General features: G+C 61.6%; 15 protein-coding genes. 7 read left to right on the top strand and 8 right to left on the bottom strand.

The window, feature by feature from the left end:
- The first annotated feature begins 113 nt into the window (after positions 1 to 113).
- Complete coding sequence (gene rpmB / locus AAGF34_RS25200; RefSeq protein ID WP_087496789.1) at positions 114 to 347, top strand: 50S ribosomal protein L28; 234 nt, start codon at positions 114 to 116, stop codon at positions 345 to 347.
- Positions 348 to 360: 13 nt separating this feature from the next.
- Entirely contained in the window at positions 361 to 531 is a 171-nt protein-coding gene (gene rpmG / locus AAGF34_RS25205; protein ID WP_342618458.1) for a 50S ribosomal protein L33, read from the top strand.
- A 419-nt stretch (positions 532 to 950) separates the two neighbouring features.
- On the opposite strand, the gene AAGF34_RS25210 is transcribed toward rpmG, so the two are convergent.
- The gene (locus tag AAGF34_RS25210) at positions 951 to 2,165 is read right to left on the bottom strand and encodes a fatty acid desaturase (protein WP_342618459.1); all 1,215 of its coding nucleotides are present in this window, start codon (positions 2,163 to 2,165) and stop codon (positions 951 to 953) included.
- Positions 2,166 to 2,260: 95 nt separating this feature from the next.
- Complete coding sequence (locus AAGF34_RS25215; RefSeq protein WP_342618460.1) at positions 2,261 to 3,532, bottom strand: RsmB/NOP family class I SAM-dependent RNA methyltransferase; 1,272 nt, start codon at positions 3,530 to 3,532, stop codon at positions 2,261 to 2,263.
- A 16-nt stretch (positions 3,533 to 3,548) separates the two neighbouring features.
- Between AAGF34_RS25215 and AAGF34_RS25220 the strand changes: the two genes are divergently transcribed.
- Positions 3,549 to 3,794 (top strand): DUF1653 domain-containing protein, encoded by a 246-nt coding sequence (locus AAGF34_RS25220; protein ID WP_342618461.1) that lies wholly within the window; start codon positions 3,549 to 3,551, stop codon positions 3,792 to 3,794.
- On the opposite strand, the gene purN is transcribed toward AAGF34_RS25220, so the two are convergent.
- The 3 genes from purN to AAGF34_RS25235 all read right to left on the bottom strand — a co-directional run bounded on the left by purN (position 3,780) and on the right by AAGF34_RS25235 (position 5,977).
- A complete protein-coding gene (gene purN, locus AAGF34_RS25225; RefSeq protein ID WP_342618462.1) occupies positions 3,780 to 4,370 on the bottom strand; it encodes a phosphoribosylglycinamide formyltransferase in 591 nt (196 codons plus the stop codon). The two genes, AAGF34_RS25220 and purN, sit on opposite strands and share 15 nt — an antisense overlap.
- A gap of 71 nt (positions 4,371 to 4,441) precedes the next feature.
- Positions 4,442 to 5,329, bottom strand: coding sequence for a DNA ligase (locus AAGF34_RS25230; protein WP_342618463.1), 888 nt, complete (start codon positions 5,327 to 5,329; stop codon positions 4,442 to 4,444).
- 90 nt (positions 5,330 to 5,419) lie between these two features.
- Entirely contained in the window at positions 5,420 to 5,977 is a 558-nt protein-coding gene (locus tag AAGF34_RS25235; protein ID WP_342618464.1) for an HNH endonuclease, read from the bottom strand.
- Between the two features lie 176 nt (positions 5,978 to 6,153).
- Here AAGF34_RS25235 and AAGF34_RS25240 point away from each other — a divergent pair, with 176 nt between their 5' ends.
- The 4 genes from AAGF34_RS25240 (at position 6,154) to AAGF34_RS25255 (ending at position 11,686) form a co-directional block, all read left to right on the top strand.
- Positions 6,154 to 7,170: a bifunctional riboflavin kinase/FAD synthetase gene (locus AAGF34_RS25240; protein WP_342618465.1), complete on the top strand. Its 1,017-nt coding sequence runs from the start codon at positions 6,154 to 6,156 to the stop codon at positions 7,168 to 7,170.
- A 124-nt stretch (positions 7,171 to 7,294) separates the two neighbouring features.
- Positions 7,295 to 10,174, top strand: a complete 2,880-nt coding sequence (gene ileS / locus AAGF34_RS25245) for an isoleucine--tRNA ligase (RefSeq protein ID WP_342618466.1) — start codon at positions 7,295 to 7,297, stop codon at positions 10,172 to 10,174.
- Entirely contained in the window at positions 10,174 to 10,674 is a 501-nt protein-coding gene (gene lspA, locus AAGF34_RS25250; protein ID WP_342618467.1) for a signal peptidase II, read from the top strand. The genes ileS and lspA overlap by 1 nt, the downstream gene beginning before the upstream one ends.
- Before the next feature lie 94 nt (positions 10,675 to 10,768).
- Positions 10,769 to 11,686 (top strand): hypothetical protein, encoded by a 918-nt coding sequence (locus AAGF34_RS25255; RefSeq protein WP_342618468.1) that lies wholly within the window; start codon positions 10,769 to 10,771, stop codon positions 11,684 to 11,686.
- A 45-nt stretch (positions 11,687 to 11,731) separates the two neighbouring features.
- On the opposite strand, the gene AAGF34_RS25260 is transcribed toward AAGF34_RS25255, so the two are convergent.
- The 3 genes from AAGF34_RS25260 to AAGF34_RS25270 all read right to left on the bottom strand — a co-directional run bounded on the left by AAGF34_RS25260 (position 11,732) and on the right by AAGF34_RS25270 (position 14,545).
- Complete coding sequence (locus AAGF34_RS25260) at positions 11,732 to 12,727, bottom strand: quinone oxidoreductase (RefSeq protein WP_342618469.1); 996 nt, start codon at positions 12,725 to 12,727, stop codon at positions 11,732 to 11,734.
- A gap of 109 nt (positions 12,728 to 12,836) precedes the next feature.
- Positions 12,837 to 13,628: an SDR family oxidoreductase gene (locus AAGF34_RS25265; RefSeq protein WP_342618470.1), complete on the bottom strand. Its 792-nt coding sequence runs from the start codon at positions 13,626 to 13,628 to the stop codon at positions 12,837 to 12,839.
- A 20-nt stretch (positions 13,629 to 13,648) separates the two neighbouring features.
- Positions 13,649 to 14,545, bottom strand: coding sequence for a DMT family transporter (locus AAGF34_RS25270; RefSeq protein WP_342618471.1), 897 nt, complete (start codon positions 14,543 to 14,545; stop codon positions 13,649 to 13,651).
- Positions 14,546 to 14,551: the final 6 nt, after the last annotated feature.

The following is a 14,551-nucleotide window of genomic DNA, read 5'->3' on the forward strand; positions in this document are numbered from 1 at the left end:
GCACAGGGTTACCGCCACCCTTTTTCTTGGCGAGGTGAGGTCTTGGCGAGATCGGCGTGCCTGTATGGCACGCGCGGATCGTGAGTTAAGACCGTTTCAATCGGAGTGTCCTCATGGCACGCGTATGCGAAGTAACGGGTAAAGGCCCGATGGTCGGAAACAACGTTTCCCACGCCAACAACAAAACCAAGCGCCGGTTCCTGCCGAACCTGCAATACCGCCGTTTCTGGGTGGAGTCTGAAAATCGCTGGGTTCGCCTGCGCATTTCCAACGCCGGCCTTCGTCTGATCGACAAGAACGGTATCGACTCTGTGCTCGCCGATTTGCGCGCACGTGGCCAAGCTTAAGGAGTAGAGCACCATGGCAACCAAAGGCGGACGCGAAAAAATCAAGCTGGAATCTACAGCTGGCACCGGTCACTTCTACACCACCAGCAAGAACAAGAAGACCATGCCCGAGAAGATGCTGATCAAGAAATTTGATCCCAAGGCTCGCAAGCATGTGGAATACAAGGAAATGAAGCTGAAGTAATTCAGGCTTCCCTTGAATCCCAAAAGCCCGCTCTCATGCGGGCTTTTTTGCGTCTGAACCTTTTGCATTTGATGTCTTTTGTATCTCGCCCGCGCTTGGCAAGGGACAGGCCTTTTGCTCCGTGTCCCCCGGGCTTCGCCCTCCTCCTTTACCTGCGCAAAAGGCCTGTCCCTTGCCAAGCGCTGGAGTGGTCGGCGCACCAAAAAGCGATCTCCAAAGCAGTTGACGCCCCTCTTCTCGCAAGATCCGTCGGGCCATGCGTTTTGCGCAGGTAAAGGAGGAGCGCCCAACGGGCGCGGGGGACACGGAGCAAAACGCATGGCCCGACGGATCTGGAGCGTCGGCAATGACTTCAACAACCTTCCGCACAATAAAAAAGCCCGCTCAAAAGCGGGCTTGGTTAACCGAGCATAAGCACCTTAAACGTGCGCAGCCCGCAGCTTCATGGAGAACTCGTGCAGAACTGCAATACCGCTTTCCTCTGCACGGCGGCACCAGGCCTGCAATTCCAGAGCCAACTGATCGCGAGAGACATGCGTGTTCAACCACATCTGGCGCAGCTCTTCCCGCATGGTGACCATCTTGTCCAGCACAGGCGATGCCGCACGGGCCTTGGCCAGCTCGGGCGCAGCGGACGCGGGCACCTTTTCTTCATCACGGTGCAGCCAGCGCCTGGCTGCCTTGATGACCGCGGCGTCGGCGCTGCGGGCCTTCATGGCTTCAAACTCGTTCTTGGCCGTTTGGCGCATGCCCTTGGCATAGGTTGCCATCAGCTCGTAGCGATTGGCAATCAGTGCTTCCAGAGTCTTCTCGTCGGCCACAGGACGGATGTCGCCATAGGCAGCCTTGGGCGGCGTCTTCTTGACCTTGGCCAGCCCCACCATCTGCATCAGGCTGATGTACATCCAACCAATATCGAACTCATAGGGCTTGACCGATAGTTTGGCGGAAGTGGGATAGGTGTGGTGGTTGTTATGCAGTTCTTCCCCGGCAATGAGGATGCCCCAGGGCGAGATATTGGTGCTGGCGTCCGGTGCCTCGAAATTGCGATAGCCCCAGTAATGCGCTGCACCATTGATGATGCCCGCCGCCATGATGGGCGTCCAAGCCATCTGCACGGCCCAGACTGCCAAGCCTGCCGCACCAAACAGGAACAGGTCGATGATCATCATCAGACCCACACCCTGCCAGGAATAGCGGGTGTACAGGTTGCGCTCAATCCAGTCATTCGGCGTGCCGTGGCCGTAACGGGCCAGGGTTTCCAGATTCTTGGATTCGGCGCGGTACAGCTCGGCCCCTTGCGTCAGCACCTTCTTGATGCCGTACACATGCGGGCTGTGCGGGTCTTCAGGCTGCTCGCATTTGGCGTGGTGCTTGCGGTGAATCGATGCCCACTCCTTGGTAACCTGGCCGGTGGTCAACCACAGCCAGAAACGGAAGAAGTGCGAAGCCAGCGGGTGCAGGTCCAGCGCGCGATGCGCCTGGTGGCGGTGCAGGAAGACGGTGACGCTGATCATGGTGATGTGCGTCAGGGCCAAAGTGAACAGAACAATCTGCCACCAAGTCAAAGCCCACGCGCCGTTCGCAAGCCACTCAATTGCTGCGTTCAGCACAGCCCAGTCAGGTAACAACATAAAGAAACCAGTTATTTGGAGAAGGGAAAGTGCTGATATGTGCACTTTTATCGATTAAGCCTTGGATTTTACGTGCCAAGGCTATTCAGCAGCCACTATTTTCTTTGCCACACTGCAGCAAAGAAGCCATCTGTCTCGTGCACGTGCGGCCACAGGCGCAGATAGAGCTGCCCATCCTCACCGCCGCTGCAGAGCTTGGCGGCATCGGCAACTTTCAGCTGGGTCAGAACCTGGCCTACCGGCAAGGGTACAAAGTCCGGATTGGCCTCACTGAAAATCTGGGCAATGGCCTCGTTCTCCTGCGGCAGCACGCTGCAGGTGGCGTACACCAGACGCCCACCGGACTTCACCAGGCGCGCCGCACTTTGCAGAATGGCCGTCTGCTTGACCGTCATCTCTTCCACGGTCTGCAGGTTCTGGCGCCATTTCAGGTCCGGATTGCGGCGCAGCGTTCCCATGCCAGTGCACGGTGCATCCACCAGCACGCGGTCGATCTTGCCTGCCAGGCGCTTGACGCGATCATCACGCTCGTGGGCAATTGCAGCTGGGTGCACATTGGACAAACCGCTACGGGCCATGCGCGGCTTGAAAGAATCCAGACGGTGGGCCGAGGTGTCGAACGCATACAGGCGCCCGGTGCTGCGCATGGCAGCCCCCAAGGCCAGTGTCTTGCCGCCAGCCCCGGCACAGAAGTCAACCACCATCTCGCCGCGCTTGGCGTCCACCAGCATGGCCAGCAGTTGCGAGCCTTCGTCCTGCACTTCGAAATCGCCACGGACAAAGGCGTCCATCTTGTTAAGCGAAGGCCGCCCGGCAATGCGCAGGCCCCAGGGGGAATATGGCGTTGGCACGGCCTTGATTCCGGCTGCAGCCAATTCCTTTTGCACATCGGCACGCTTGGCCTTGAAGTCGTTGACGCGCAGGTCCAGTCCGGCGCCCTTGTTGAGGCTTTCGACCAGAGGCCAGAAGCCGTCGCCAAGCTGGTCCTTGAGGGGCTGCACCAGCCACTCCGGCAGATTGTGGCGGTGGCGCTCCATCAGGTCCTCGGGCTTGACCTTTTCGCACGCGTCCAGCCAGTTCTTTTCCTGATCGGTCAGTGCGCTGCGCAGAAAGTCACCCGGGCCATAAAAGCCCAGGATGGCCAGACGACGCTCCTTGGGGCCACTGCCCGAGGGTGCCAGATGGTCGAACAACTGTTTCTTGCGCAAGACGGTGTAGACCGTCTCCGCCATGGTGGCGCGCTCGCGCGGCCCGAAGCCTCGGTGGTCACGAAAGAAGCGGGCCACGATGGCGTCCGCCGGGTGGTCGAATTTGAGGGTAAGCCTGACCAATTCGGCGCAGGCGTCCAGCAGAGCTTTTGGATGCATAGGCTAGGATTGTCCCATGAGCGACGAAAACCTCCCCCCACTGATCACCACACCGCCCGGCAAGTACCGCCATTACAAGGGCAATTTGTACGAAGTGCTGGACACGGTGCGGCACAGCGAGACCTGCGAGCCCATGACCTTATACCGCGCGCTCTACGGCGAGCACGGGCTCTGGGTGCGCCCGGCAGCCATGTTTCTGGAGGAGATCGAATTCCAGGGCGTCAGGCAGCCCCGTTTTGCCAAGCTGTCAGACGGCCAGTAGCCTGGCAATGGCCCGCGGATAGATCAGGTGCTCCTGGGTCAGCACACGCGCTGCCAGGGTGTCTGCCGTGTCATCCGGCAGAACCGGTACAACCGCCTGATCGAGGATGGGGCCGTGGTCCAGCTCCGCAGTGACCAGATGCACGGTGACCCCGGCAAACTTGCACCCCGCGTCAATCGCCCGCTGATGCGTGTGCAGCCCGGTGAATGCGGGCAGCAGTGATGGATGGATGTTGGTCAAACGTCCGGCAAATCGCTCCACAAAGGCGGGGGTCAGGATGCGCATGAAACCGGCCAACACCACCAGCGCAGGCTGCTCGGGTGTGTCATAACGGCTGATGGCATCGCCCAGTGCCTGATCAAACGCTTCGCGGCTGGGAAATGCCTTGTGGTCCAGCACCTGGGTGGCAATACCCTGCGCTTTGGCGAACTCCAGCCCCTTGGCGTCCACACGGTTGCTGACGACTGCCGCCACGCGGGCCCCCAGCCGTTGCTCCCAGTGCTCGCGCTCAGCCGTACGCACAATGGCCGCCATATTGGAGCCGCCGCCGGAAATCAGGATGACGATGTTTTTCATGTGCCGCGGATTTTGTCACGTGTCACCCATGGGGCGCCGAACACGTCATTCAAACAGATGAAGGAAGACCGTTACTCCGCATCGCGCACCCTCAAAAAGCTGGCGAACTTGGGCAGACCCGTGGCCGTGCGATCCCGGTAGCGGTAGGTGACCAGTGATCCCACGGCGGGCGGCTGGGCGCGCATTGCATCGGCAAACCCGCTGCCCAGCGCAAAGCGCTGGCCTTCGGGCGTCTGCAACAGCAAGGCGCCCATCTTTCCCTGGTACTTGCCGGTTCCCGGCAGATGGGCCAGCACCAGCCCTTCTTCGTCCGGTAGCGGCTTGAGCTTGCGCAAGGCGTCGCTGCGACCGGGCGCCCATAAGGCATCGCGCCTGTGCAGCACCAAACCTTCGCCCCCGGCGGCCACTACGCCTCGCAGACGCTGATGCAACGCAGCCGAATCCGCCACGTCACCTTGTTCGACGGCCTGAAGCCAAGGCAGGCGCGATTGCGCAACCAGCTCCTGCATATGCGCTGCGCGCTGCGCAAATGGATCGGAACTCTGCGGCAGGTCAAACAGCATGTAGCGCACAGCATGCCATTGCCCATCCAAGGGCTCGCTTGCGCGCACCGTGCCTGACACCTGGTCAAAGCGGTGGCGGCCGCCCCACAACTCCCCATCCAAAAACATCGCGGGAAGGTCCTTCACAAACCAGGCGGGTGCAGCAATGGGCCTGCCGCTGCGAAAACGCAGTACCTTGCCATCCCACAGCGCCCGCACGCCGTCGAGCTTTTCGCTCACCAGATAGTCTGCAGGATCGAGGTTTGCCTGCCAGGGTTTGGCAAGCATGGCCTGGACGGATACCCCTGTCGCACTTGCCGCAAAGGGAATGGTCGTAAACAGGCCCGCACTGGGGAGGGAAATGCCCGCCACGAGCAAACTGCGGCGGCGGTCATCGAACGAATGGGGAAACTGCATGGTTGGGAGCACTCCTTTCAACAAGGCAATGGGCTCCCTGGAAAACAGTGGCAACGGTGCAATGCCACCGCAGCCACGTCATGAAGACGGCTAGGTCAGCAGTCTGGAGGACCGCGGCACGTGGGCCATGAGGAATTCCATCTGGTCCGCCAGGATGCGGCGGTTGCGCAAAATGAAGTCTTCCCACAGGCTGGGCACATAGGGGGTGTACAGCAAGGGCATATGCGCCTGCTCGGGGGTGCGGCTGCTCTTGCGGTGGTTGCACGGCTTGCAGGCGGTGACCACATTCATCCAGGTATCGATACCGTTCTGTGCAAAGGGAATGATGTGCTCGCGGGTCAGATCGCTTTCGTGGAACAAGCCGCCACAGTAGGCGCACACGTTGCGGTCCCGCGCGAATAATTTGCTGTTGGTCAGGCCGGGGCGCAGGTTGAAAGGATTGATATTGGGCACACCACGGGTACCGATGATGCTGTTGACACGGATGATGGACTGCCTGCCCGTGCGCGCATTGTGCCCGCCATGAAACACAGCCACCTCCCCCCCGGACTCCCAGCGCACTTCACCTGCTGCGTAGTGGATCACCGCCTGCTCCAGCGTGATCCAGGACTGGGGTAGCCCCTGGGCCGACAACTTCAAGACTTTCACAAAAGACCTCCATCAACGGTTGAAAAACCACTAACCCGGACTGCAAATGTCTGCCGCGCCAAGCCCTAAACGGAAGGAATGTCGCGCTAGGTGACAATATACAGGGTTTCGATGACATATTTGCTTCACACGCACGGCGGACAAGCACCGTCTGCTATCAAAAAGATACTAGGCTCATGAAGGTTTTTCGTGGTTTCAAACACCCGGGCGTGGCGCAGGCCTGCGCACTGACCATTGGCAACTTTGACGGCGTGCACCGAGGTCACCAGGCAATGCTGTCACTGCTGCGGGGCGAAGCCGCGCAACGCGGCGTGCCCAGTTGCGTGCTGACCTTTGAGCCGCATCCGCGTGATTTCTTTGCCTCGGTACACCACAAGCCTGACCTGGCCCCGGCGCGCGTTGGCACCCTGCGTGACAAGCTGGAAGATCTGGCGCAGTGTGGCGTCGACCAGACCATCGTCTTGCCATTCGATGCGAGGCTCGCAGCTCTCACACCTGATGCGTTCATCAAGGACGTTCTGGTGCAAGGCATGGGCGCACGCTACGTGCTGGTGGGGGACGACTTTCGCTTCGGCGCCAAACGCTCGGGCGACTACGCCACCCTGAGCGCGGCGGGTGACGCCATGGGGTTCGATGTGGCGCGAATGAACAGCTACGAAATCTCCTACCGCCACGTAAGCGCCACCAGCGCCGCAGATGCCAGCCATGGCCTGCGCGTGTCCAGCTCTGCGGTGCGCGAGGCGTTGGGGGAAGGTCGCATGCTCGACGCCGCCCGGCTGCTGGGCCGCCCCTATTGCATTTCAGGTCACGTGGTGCATGGCCGCAAACTGGGCCGCACGCTGGGCTTCAAGACCCTGAACCTGCGCTTTGCCCACTGGAAGCCGGCTGCCAGCGGCATCTTTGTGGTGCTGGTGCATGGCCTGTCCGACAAGCCCTTGCAAGGCGTGGCAAATCTGGGCGTGCGACCTTCACTGGACCCCAACGATGTGAACGGCGGCCGCGTGCTGCTGGAAACCCATTGCCTGGATTGGCCCGCGGAACTGGGGCCTGAGGGTGCCTACGGTAAAATCATCCGCGTGGAACTTTTGCACAAACTGCACGACGAGCTCAAATACGATGGTCTGGATGCCTTGACCCAAGGCATACGCAAGGACTGTGACGACGCTCGTGCCTGGCTGTCCAGCCGAATTTGACGGGGCCTCGCTTTACGCACCTAGCCCCGCGTATGTCCTGAACCGCCCAGGCGGCAGCCCTCCCCTGGCGCTTTGCGCCCTGCCCCGTTTCCCGATTTTTGCGCCCCCAACCTGAGAAGTGGCCATGACCGAAAAAGTTGATTACCGCAGCACCCTGAACCTGCCCGACACCGCCTTCCCCATGCGCGGTGACCTGCCCAAGCGCGAACCCGCCTGGGCCAGCGGCTGGAGCGACAAAGGCATCTACAAGAAGCTGCGCGACGCCCGCGCCGGCGCGCCCCTGTTCGTGCTGCACGATGGCCCACCGTATGCCAATGGACAAATCCATATGGGTCATGCCGTCAACAAGGTGCTCAAGGACATGATCGTCAAGAGCAAGCAGCTCGCCGGCTTTGATGCGCAATACGTTCCCGGCTGGGATTGCCACGGCCTACCCATCGAAAACGCCATTGAGAAGAAACATGGCCGCCAGCTCAGCCGTGACGATATGCAGGCCAAGAGCCGCGCCTACGCCACAGAACAGATCGCACTGCAGATGGCTGACTTCAAACGCCTGGGCGTATTGGGTGATTGGGAACATCGCTATGCGACCATGGACCCGGCCAATGAGGCGGGCGAGATCCGCGCCTTCAAGCGCGTGATAGAGCGTGGCTTTGTGTACCGCGGCCTGAAGCCCGTGTACTGGTGCTTCGACTGCGGTTCCTCGCTGGCCGAGTTCGAAATTGAATACGCTGACAAGAAGAGCGACACGCTGGACGTGGCCTTCGAGTCCAATGACCCGGTTGCGCTGGCCAAGGCCTTCGGACTGCAGGCGCTGCCCGGCGACGGCAACAAGAAAGCCTTTGCAGTCATCTGGACCACCACCGCATGGACCATTCCCGCCAACCAGGCACTCAACGCCCACCCCGAACTGGAATATGCGCTGGTGGACACGCCGCGCGGCGTGTTGCTGCTGGGCGCCTCCCTGGTGGACAAGTGTCTGGAGCGTTACAAGCTCGACGGCACGGTAGTTGCCAAGGCCAAGGGCGAAGCCCTGCGCGGCCTGGTGTTCCGCCATCCGCTGTATGACACCGACAGCGGCACCGGCACCTACAGCTACAAGCGTCTGTCTCCCCTGTACCTTGCCGACTACGTGAGCGACAGCGACGGTACCGGCATCGTGCACTCCGCACCGGCATATGGCGTGGATGACTTCAACAGCTGCGTGGCGCACGGACTGAAGTACGACGACATCCTCAACCCCGTACAGGGCAACGGCACCTATGCCGAAGACCTGCCCCTGTTTGGTGGCATGAACATCTGGAAGGCCTGTGCCCGGATCATCGAAGTGCTGGGACAGAGCGACCGCCTGATGGCCACGCAGCCCATTACCCACAGCTACCCGCACTGCTGGCGCCACAAGACACCGGTGATCTACCGCGCTGCGGCACAGTGGTTCATCCGCATGGATGAGGGCGAAGGCGTGTTCACCAAGGACAAGGCTCCTCGCACACTGCGCCAGCTCGCGCTGGACGCGATCGACAAGACCGGCTTCTTCCCGGAGAACGGCCGCGCACGATTGCACGACATGATCGCCAACCGGCCCGACTGGTGCATCAGCCGCCAGCGCTCCTGGGGAGTGCCTATCCCCTTCTTCCTGCACAAGGACAGCGGTGAGCTGCATCCGCGCACCATGGAAATTCTCGACCAGGCAGCGGATATCGTGCAGAAGGGCGGCGTCGAGGCCTGGAGCCGCGTCACCGCCGAGCAAATTCTCGGCGCCGAAGACGCGCCGCACTACACCAAGAGCAGTGACATCCTGGAAGTCTGGTTCGACTCAGGATCGACCTTCTGGCACGTGCTGCGGGGCCAGCATCCGGGTGGTTTCCACAGTGAAGGCCCCGAAGCCGACCTCTACCTCGAAGGCCACGATCAGCATCGCGGCTGGTTCCACAGCTCGCTGCTGTTGGCTTGCGCACTGTTTGACCGCGCACCCTATCGCAACCTGCTAACCCATGGCTTTACCGTGGATAGCCAGGGCCGAAAGATGAGCAAGTCGCTGGGCAACGGCATCGACCCGCAGGACATCAACAAGAAGTTCGGCGCCGAGATCATCCGCTTGTGGGTTGCCGCCAGCGATTACTCCGGCGACATCGCGGGTGATGACAAGATCCTGGCCCGTGTGGTGGACACCTACCGCCGTGTACGCAACACCCTGAAGTTCCTGCTGGCCAATGTGAGCGACTTCGACCCGGCCAAGGACACGGTGCCTGCAGACCAGTTGCTGGAGATCGATCGCTACGCCCTGAGCCGCCTGGCCCAGTTGCAGGAAGACATCCTGCAGCACTACAGCAAGTACGAGTTCCATCCGGTGGTTGCCAAGCTGCAGGTGTACTGCAGTGAAGACCTGGGTGCCTTCTATCTGGACGTGCTCAAGGATCGTCTCTACACCACCGGTGCCCATTCGCTGGCCCGCCGCTCGGCGCAGACAGCCCTGTGGCAGATCACCCAGGCCATGCTGCGCTGGATGGCGCCTTTCCTGAGTTTCACGGCTGAAGAAGCATGGGCCGTTCTAGGCGATGCTGGCAAGGTCGCCGCCGACAAGAAGGAATCCATTTTCCTAGAGACCTATCTGAACCTGGCCCCTGCCGACAACGCCTTGCTGACCAAGTGGGCGCGCATTCGCGAAATCCGCGAAGCGGTGAACAAGGACATCGAGACGCTGCGTGCGGCCGGTCAGGTGGGCGCGTCCCTGCAGGCCGAAGTGACCCTGACGGTGAACCCGGCAGACTACGCGTTGCTGGCCAGTCTGGGCGAAGACCTCAAGTACGTGTTCATCACCTCGGCTTTCGCCCTGGTTGCTGGCGAAGCCCTGGCCATTGCGCCCAGGGCCTCGGAAGCGGTCAAGTGTGAACGCTGCTGGCATTACAAGCTGGACGTGGGCAGCGTGGCTGAGCATCCCACCTTGTGCGCGCGTTGCGTCAGCAACCTGTATGGCGCCGGCGAAGTCAGGACCTACGCCTGATGGCACGCGGCTCCAAATCATCCGGCGGCATCGGCATGCTGCACTGGCTCGGCTTGGCCTTCTGCATCGTGCTGGCAGACCAGTTCACCAAGGTGCTGATCCTGGGCTACTACCGCCTGGGTGACAGCACCTATGTAACCAGCTTCTTCAACGTGGTGCGCGTGCACAACCAGGGTGCAGCGTTCTCCTTCCTGGCTGACGCCTCAGGCTGGCAGCGCTGGTTCTTCACCGCACTGGGCTGCATTGCCGCAGGGGTCATCATGTGGATGCTGAAATCACATGCGGCGCAGCGCCTGTTCAGTTTTGCGCTGGCCTGCGTGCTGGGAGGCGCCATTGGCAACGTGATTGACCGCCTGCTGCACGGCTACGTGGTGGACTTTCTGGACTTTCATGCCCGCGGCATCCATTTCCCGGCATTCAATCTGGCCGACAGTGCCATCACGTTGGGCGCGGCCTGTCTGATTCTGGATGAATTGCTGCGCGTGCGGCGTGGACGTTGACTACAGTCAACGGGGCCGCCCGACGGTCCCCGATAAAATAAGGGCTTTCCCTGATCGCCCTCCCCATCTCAACTCCTGCCCCGAGAAGCATTCCATGAAAATTCCCGCCGCCACCAAGCACCTGCTGTGCACCGCCGCCATGTCGCTCCTGCCCTGTTCTGTGGTGCTGGCGCAGGGTGCCCCGGAGGTGCCGGCCACACCTGCGGTCAACACCCAGGCTGCCGGCAGCAAGTCCAGCATGGAGCGCGCGCTCAGCGAGGAAAACAACTGGTATTTCTCGTGGGGTTACAGCCGCCAGCAGTACCAGGACTCGGACATCCACGTGTCGCAGCCAGGCTTGGGCAATGACTTCACGGTACATGGCGTGAAGGGCTCGGACTTCCCCACCAGCACAAGCGATACGCTCAAGTCCCTCACCGAACTGGACCTGACCAATCCACAGGAAAACATCCGCATCGGCAAGTTCATGAACCCCGAGAAGACGTTTGCCATCGAGTTCTCGCTGGACCACAGCAAATACAACATCGACCACAACCAGAATGTGCCGGTGACCGGCACGATTGCCAATGCACCGGCTCCGGCTACCCTGGCCACGCCGGGCCAGTTCGACTATGCGCTGCACAACGGCCTGAACCACCTGATGGTCAATGCGGTGTGGTTCAAGCACCTGGCCGGACCTGAGCAGAAACCGGGTGACCTGCAGCTGGTGAGCCGCGTGGGCGCCGGCATCCTTCTGCCGCACGCCGAGAACACCATCCTTGGCAACTCCGTCCAGGTGGGCCCCAAGAACGACAACATCTGCTGCTTCAACAAGGGCGACTGGTGGCAAGTCAACGGATGGACGGCCGGCGCTGAGGTGGGCCTGCGCTACACCATCTACAAGACGATCTACCTGGAACTGACTTCCAAGTGGGCCTATGGTCAACTGCGCGGCGTGCCGGTGTACCAAGGCTCGGCCGACCAGACGCTCATCATGACAGAGCAGGTTCTGTCGACCGGCTTCCTGTTCTAAGGTGGCAGTGGCAGGCCCCCCGCCACAGGGCCTGCCATCCTCCGCTTACAGCGTCAGGATCGTGCAACCCGTCGTCTGGCGTGCCTCCAGCGCGCGGTGGGCGGACTGCACATCTTCCAGCGCAAAGCGCTGGTCGATACGAATCTTCACATCCCCCGACAACACCACGGCAAACAGCTCGTCGGCCATGGCCTGCGTGCTTTCGCGCGTGGCGATATGGGTGAACAAGGTCTGGCGCGTCACATAGATGGACCCTTTCGCACCCAGGATGCCGGGTGCAAACGGTGCCACCGGACCTGACGCATTGCCAAAGCTGGCCATCAGCCCAAACGGGGCCAGGCAGTCCAGGGACTTGTCCCAGGTGTCCTTGCCCACCGAGTCGTACACCACCTTGACGCCCTTGCCTCCGGTGATTTCCTTGACACGTGCCAGAAAGTCTTCCTTGGCGTAATTGATGACGTGGGCCGCGCCGTTGGCCTTGGCCAATGCGCATTTGGCGTCAGAGCCGGCGGTGCCAATCAGTTGCAGGCCCAGCGCCTTGGCCCACTGGCAGGCTATCAGGCCCACGCCGCCCGCAGCCGCGTGGAACAGCACAAAGTCGCCCTTGTTCAAGCCGCCCTGCGGCAGGGTGCGCTTGAGCAGGTACTGCGCAGTGAGCCCCTTGAGCATCATGGCCGCACCGGTATCGAAATCGATGCCGTCCGGCAGCTTGCACACGCATTTGGCGGGCATCACCCGCAGATCGCAGTAGCTGCCCGGAGGCTGGCTGGCGTAGGCGGCACGGTCGCCGACCTGCAGGTGCGTCACGCCCTCGCCCACGGCTTCGATCACACCGGAGGCCTCCATGCCCAACTGCAAGGGCATCGGCATGGGGTACAGGCCGCTGCGCTGGTACACGTCAATGAAATTCAGCCCCACGGCCTTGTGGCGGATGCGGATTTCACCCGGGCCGGGGTCACCCACCTGGACTTGGACCAGCTGAAGTTTTTCGGGGCCGCCGTGTTCGGCGATGTGAATGGCTCTGGAGCTGTGTTGCGTCATGGTCTATTCGAACGGGTTATGCGGGACAGAAGGAAAAGGACTGCACGATGGTGCCACGAAACCAATTTCGGCGTAGTGCCGGGCCCGAAGACCGATGCACGCCAGCCGGTTAAAACGTGCCCGGAAAGGCGCCGCCATCGGCCAGGATGTTCTGGCCGTTGATATACCCCGCATGCTGGCTGCACAAGAAGGCACAGACTGCACCGAACTCGGCCGCCTGCCCCAGACGCTTGGCTGGAATGGCGGCAATCCGGCGCTGGGTGACGGACTCCAGGCTATCGCCCGTCTTGGCCGCCGCAGCCTGGTAGTTGGACTTCAAGCGATCGGTATCAAAGGCACCGGGCAACAGGTTGTTGATGGTCACCCCGTGCGCTGCTACACCACTGCGTGCCAGACCCGCGACAAAGCCCGTGAGGCCACTGCGCGCGCCATTGGACAGGCCCAGGCTGTCGATAGGCGCCTTCACGGCACTGGAGGTGATGTTGACGATGCGCCCAAAACCGCGACTGGCCATGCCGTCAACCGTGGCCTTGATCAACTCGATCGGTGTGAGCATATTGGCGTCCACGGCGCGCAGCCAGGCATCGCGGTCCCAATCGCGGAAGTCCCCGGTGGGCGGTCCACCTGCATTGGTGACCACGATGTCGAAGTCCGCGCGCAGGGCCAGCACGTCGGCGCGACCGGCTGCGCTGGTGATGTCCCGGGCGCATTGCAACACCTTTGCGCCACTCGCCTGCGCATCTGCCACCAGCGTGTCGGCTGCCGCCTGCAGTGCCTCGCTGCCACGCGCCACGATCAACACGTTGACGCCTTCACGCACCAGTGCCTGCGCGCAGCCAAAGCCCAGCCCCTTGCTGGCTCCGCACACCAGAGCCCATTTGCCTGCAATTCCCAAATCCATGTTCCGCTCCTGAAAATTCCTTAGGCGGTAAACCGGGGCCGGCTGCACACATAAATGCCCGCCAACACCAGCACCGTTCCCACCACCACCCAACCGGTAAAAGGTTCGCCCAACAGCAGCACACCCATGGTGATGGTGGACATCGGCCCCACCATGCCTACCTGGGAAGCCAGCCCGGAGCCTATGCGTTCAATGGCCATCATCACCAGCAGCACCGGTATCACGGTACAGCCCACGGCGTTGAGCAACGAAAGCCAGATCACCTCGGGAGCCACTGACAATGCCGCATCCAAGGGGCGCATGATCACGAACTGCGCAATGCAGCAGACACAGGCCACGCTGGTGGCCAGCCCGACCAGGCGCAGCGAGCCCAGCCGTTTGACCAGTTCGCCGCTGTAGGACAGGTAAATGGCGTAGCTCACCGCGCTCAAAAAAACCAGCACGGTTCCCAGTGCCACATCGGTGCCGGCCAGATTCACCTCGTGGCCAAACACCACCATCACACCGGCATAGCTGATGGCCATGCCCAGTGCCTGGTTGCGTTGTATGGGCTTGCCATAGAGCACTCGGCCCAGCACCAGTACCAGCGTGGGGTTGAGGTACAGGATCAGGCGCTCCAGAGAGGCGCTGATGTACGCCAGCCCGGCAAAGTCCAGAAAGCTGGCCAGGTAGTAGCCCGTCACGCCCAGGCCCAGCACACCAAGCTTGTCGGCTGTGCTGAGCGCCGGGGGCGAGACGCCATTGCGCGGCCGTCCAGTCCACCAGGCAATCAGCAGAAAGAACGGCAGCGCAAACAGCATGCGCAGCATGATGAGCGTGATGGCGTCCACCCCATGGCGATAGGCCAGCTTGACGATGATGGCCTTGGCGCTGAAAGCGACGGCACCGACCACGGCCAGTATCAGCCCGGTGGCCATGGATGG

This window comes from Rhodoferax sp. GW822-FHT02A01 (assembly GCF_038784515.1).
Classification (GTDB): Bacteria; Pseudomonadota; Gammaproteobacteria; order Burkholderiales; family Burkholderiaceae_C; genus Allorhodoferax.